Raw genomic sequence first — 4,365 nt, 5'->3', positions numbered from 1 at the left:
CATTCACCGTCATGTGACCAGCAGCCGCAGCAGCGGCCTTGTCGGCCGGCGCTGAGCTGGCACGCTCCGCCGGGTCGAACGTGTCGGCGGGCGCGTCGCCTGCTGCGGTGGTCTGCGGCTTGTTTTGCGTCTGGTCATCCGCGATGCGGGTTGTTTTGGGTCGAGTAGCCATGATCCAGTTCCTCTCAGGCCTTCTGGACGCCACGCAGGCGAGCCGCGGCGCGGCCACCCTGCACGACAAGGCCGGGGTAGTAGTCGATGCGTGCACGGTAGGCAGGCTTCTCTTGCAACTCGCCGACCGTGTAGCAGTCGAGCGGGCCGTTCTGGATGCCCATCACACCAACCGAGCCGGTGTTCCAGGCGAACTTGATCGCGTACAGGTCGCCGCCGCCGACAGGCAGAATCTTGCGCCCCGACCAGTGGTTGCCGGGGTCGATGAACGGCACGCCGTTCCAGGTCCATTCACGCTTGCCGGTCATCTCCGAGACGACGTACTCGGAGCCGCCGAGCTTGCGCGCAAGCGACTTGTACTTGCCGAGCAGATCACTCGACGTGTACACCACATCGGGGCCGCCGTCGACAGCCGCGAACAGGCTGTCGAGGTCGTCCAGAGCGGCGTCGCTAGTGAGGGCCGTAGTTGAGTCGATGACCTGCGACCCGACGAGCCGCTTCTTGAGACCATCGAACGACTTCGGATCAACCGCAGTGTCGCCGTTGAACATGGCGTCCACGTAGGTGGCCTGCGCCGACTCCAGCTTCATCCTGATCTGGTCAGCCAACAGCACGCCGCGAGCCGAACGCATAGTGCGCTCGATGTAGCGGTCAACATCGGCGTCGCCACCCAGAATCACCAGATTCTCAGTGGCCTGATTGATGACACCGGTCGACTCGACGTACGCCTCATTGACGGTGCGGAACGCGGTGCCGGGAAGCACCTTGTCCTTGTCGTATGCGTAGGCGTTGCCCTCGATGTCCTCGAACGGCATCCTGTCCCACACCCACGACACTTGCGACGCGGTTTCGATGGCACCCCGGCGAACGGGGTCGGCCACCAACGTGGCGGCCTGTGCGAAAGTAACAGCCATAGCTGTTCACTCCTTTTCTGGTTTCGCTCGCCGGGGGTGGCGAGACGGCTTATTTCTTCCCCAGCGCCGCTTCGATGCCAGCAACCAGACGGTCGCGGCCCGGCAGCGGCTCAGGTTTGGGGGGCGCACCCTTGGAGCCTTGCGAGGCATCCGGTTTGGGGCGCGGGAAAACGGTGGCGTCGTCAGGCTCTTCACCCTTCTCGGCACCCTTCTGGGGTGCGAGGCGGGCAGCGAGCTTGGCTCGGGCCTGCGAATCAGTGACGGCCGCCAGCGCAGCACAATCGTCCTCATCAGTGATGCCGTGACGACGCGCCAACTCCGACACGTCGAGGCGGGTCGTCAAGTCGGCCACCTTCTCCGACAGGTCGGCATCCTTGCTGGCCTTCTGGTCGACTCCGAGCGCGGCCGCCAGCTTGTTGAAACGATCCTCCAGCGCCTTGCGCTTGTCGCGCTCCTTGGCCAGATCGGCGAGCACAGCGTTTTTCGAGTCGTCGTTTTTGAAATCGCCGCCAGAGTCTGGGGGGTGCGGCTGGTTGGTCGCTTCGACCTGCTCATCAGGCACGGCATTGCTTGCGGGGTTGGACATCTCGTCTCCCTCATGTTTTGTCCGGCGCATCTCGCCCCGGGTGGTCATGTGTAAATCTGGCCGCTTGTCGCAAACCAACGCTGATATGCCTTCTCCGCGGCGGCGATCTCGGAGGAATCGCCGCTCTTGCGAGCCGCATTCAGCCTCACCTTGGCGTCGTGCATGCGACGCTCCGCCGCAGTCATCGTGTACCTGTCGCCAGCCCTGACTCCGGCCGCATTTGCCTGCTCGACCGCATTCCGTGCTGCGACCCTCTTGCCGCCGCGACCGAATTGTCCGTACCCGGCAGCGCCGCCTCTCCCGAGCGGCACATTGGGGAGGATGTATCCGTGCTCCACCAGGAGGCGCACCGCCTCCTCCCGCGATTCCGCGATGCGGAAAATGCCGTCTGGGGTAAGCCTCTTCCCCGATCTACCCAAGGCGTTCCTCGCGGTTCCGTGCTTCGACATCCCCTCAGTAGTCAGCAGGTATGATTCGCGACTCTTCGAGCTTCTGCGATAAGCGTTGATCACCTGATTGACGTCCGCACCCTCATCTATCGCCCTGCGCTGCGCCTCAGTCAGGTCGTGAATCTGGCTAGGTGCGATCGATGACGAATAATCGGGCGGCGGCGCACTCAGCGCCGGACGATGCACACAGTCGCACAGTGGATGCCGCCGGAAACCCTCATTCCATCGGAACCACTTCCCAGCCAGCACTGCACACCTCTGGCAACACGGGGGCCGCACCAGACGCACCCACCCAGCTCGCGGCGTTGCCGCAATCGTCGCCTGCGTCGCAGCCCGACCAGCGTCAGCCACCATGGTCTTCGCGAGGCCCGCCATCCACTGACCACCAGCCGCCATACGCTCAGCCATCGGCCCCGATGCCGAACGCGCACGCACCACACCCGAGTACAGCAGCCCATCCAGCGAGCGGCCATCGGAGGCGAGACCGGCGAAGCTGCGCGGGTTGATCAGCGAGTCCACGCCCAGAGCGTCAGCCGCGAACTGGCCAGCACGCTCAGCAGCCCTCACCTGACCGGCAGCAACCGTCACTGACAGTCGCCGCGACACATCCGGCCAATCCTCAGGACGCCGCATGCCGTTACGCCAAATCCGCGACACCAGCACCTCGACGCCGCGCCCGGTCGCGATCTGCGCCAGATGGAAACTGTCAGCCGGTCCCACGTATCAGCTCCGATGCGAGCTGCATTTCAGGGTCGAGGTTCGCCTCGTTACGGAAATATCCCTCTTCGCGACGCTTTCGGGCGGGCGACCACCCCAACTCATCCCAAGCGCCTTCTCGGGACACGATGCCGGACTGCTTGGCCTTCACGACCGCGTCCATGCGCTGCGCCACCGTCGGGGTCGCCGGATTGTGCCAATCCACCCGCACCCTGTTGCCGGGGAGTTGCGTCTTAGTCGCGATCTGATAGGCGAGCGCAGCGGCCCATCCGACAGTCATACCCACCTCGGAGTTCTCCGCCTCACAGGTACGCACAAGCCGTTTCTCTTCGCCCACGATCGCGCCCTCAGCCGGAGGATTCGCTGTCGAGAGCCCGAAATACGAGATCGGGAAGCCCGTCGCCGCCGACATCTCGATCGCATACGCCTCCTGGGCGGCGCGGAAGTTCTTCAAATCGGAGGCGGTGAGTTGTCCGACCTTCGCCTGCGGGTTTGTGATTGTGTGAATCGCGTTGTAGTAGGCGGCCCATACCGGCAACGGCTCACCAGTCTTCGGGTCAACAAAATCGCCCTTCACGACCCCAGTCATGAAGATGCGGGGGATGCCATGCGACTCGACCGCGAACTGCAGGTTCGTCAGATTCCGGCACGAGCTGTCGATGATCGACCGCAGGCCCCTGGTCAGCGCCGTCCTCCCAACCCATGACCCTGAAACCCTCTTGTTGAGGTGCATGAACACTGGGACGACACCCATCCGGTGCTGGTCGCGGTCGACCTCGACCCACTTGCCGGTACGCGGCGACCACTCAACCCACACCGTTTCATCAGGCAGATACAGCGTCGCGAAACAAGGGGTGCGTCGAGTCACGGCATCCACGCCGTAGAACCGTGCAGCCGCCGTCACCATCTCGTGACGCTCATCAACAAGGCCAGCCATCTCACGCGGAGATTCGGCACGGATCAACGGCAGATCCGGATTCTTGTTATTGCCGCCCACCGTCAGGAACGCCCGACCAAACAGTCTGCGATCCCGATTGAACATCGCGAGCTGCACGTCGCCGTTCGACGCATCCCAGATAGCGCGCAACCGGTCATCGGCCTTCTCTTCGCCGGGGAGCACGAGGGCGCGCATCTGCTGGCGATCAACCACAGAGTCCACCACCACAGCCGCCCCCGACGTGATCACGTCATACTCGCGGCGATACTCAGGCGGCAACGCCAACCCGATATGCGTGAAGGCATGCTCCGTGTCGTAGTAGGACAGCAGCATGTCGTCAGAATCACGATGGGAACGTAGGTCGAGGTACAGCCGGTCAAGAGTTTGCAGCTCGTCAACACTCAGCACACGCAGCCACCCCTTTCGCGACTCATAGGAAGAAAATCGTTTCCTTGGCTTCGGTCGACCAACCGGCCGCCGCCATATCCGCGGCAGCCTCGTGCGCCAGCACGTCAGCCATCACCACATCGATCTTCAAATGCTCAGCCGGTTTGCCGAGAATGAACTTGTCGCCCGGTTTCGCGACCATCC

General features: G+C 63.5%; 4 protein-coding genes. All 4 read right to left on the bottom strand.

Features of this window, described 5'->3' with window-relative positions; all coding sequences use genetic code 11:
- Positions 1-185: 185 nt before the first annotated feature.
- From ACTNC3_RS11185 to ACTNC3_RS11170, 4 genes are read right to left on the bottom strand one after another with little or no spacing between them, the layout of a single operon-like run.
- Positions 186-1,085, bottom strand: coding sequence for a major capsid protein (locus tag ACTNC3_RS11185; RefSeq protein ID WP_441042207.1), 900 nt, complete (start codon positions 1,083-1,085; stop codon positions 186-188).
- Positions 1,086-1,134: 49 nt separating this feature from the next.
- Positions 1,135-1,671: a hypothetical protein gene (locus ACTNC3_RS11180; protein WP_441042204.1), complete on the bottom strand. Its 537-nt coding sequence runs from the start codon at positions 1,669-1,671 to the stop codon at positions 1,135-1,137.
- A gap of 44 nt (positions 1,672-1,715) precedes the next feature.
- Positions 1,716-2,840, bottom strand: coding sequence for a hypothetical protein (locus ACTNC3_RS11175; RefSeq protein WP_441042202.1), 1,125 nt, complete (start codon positions 2,838-2,840; stop codon positions 1,716-1,718).
- Complete coding sequence (locus tag ACTNC3_RS11170) at positions 2,827-4,182, bottom strand: phage portal protein (RefSeq protein ID WP_441042200.1); 1,356 nt, start codon at positions 4,180-4,182, stop codon at positions 2,827-2,829. The genes ACTNC3_RS11175 and ACTNC3_RS11170 overlap by 14 nt, the downstream gene beginning before the upstream one ends.
- Positions 4,183-4,365: the final 183 nt, after the last annotated feature.

This window comes from Oribacterium sp. HCP3S3_B9 (assembly GCF_052064255.1).
Classification (GTDB): Bacteria; Bacillota; Clostridia; order Lachnospirales; family Lachnospiraceae; genus Oribacterium.
The sequence above is the reverse complement of the archived record's forward strand: the minus strand, read 5'-3'. Positions and strand labels throughout refer to the sequence as shown.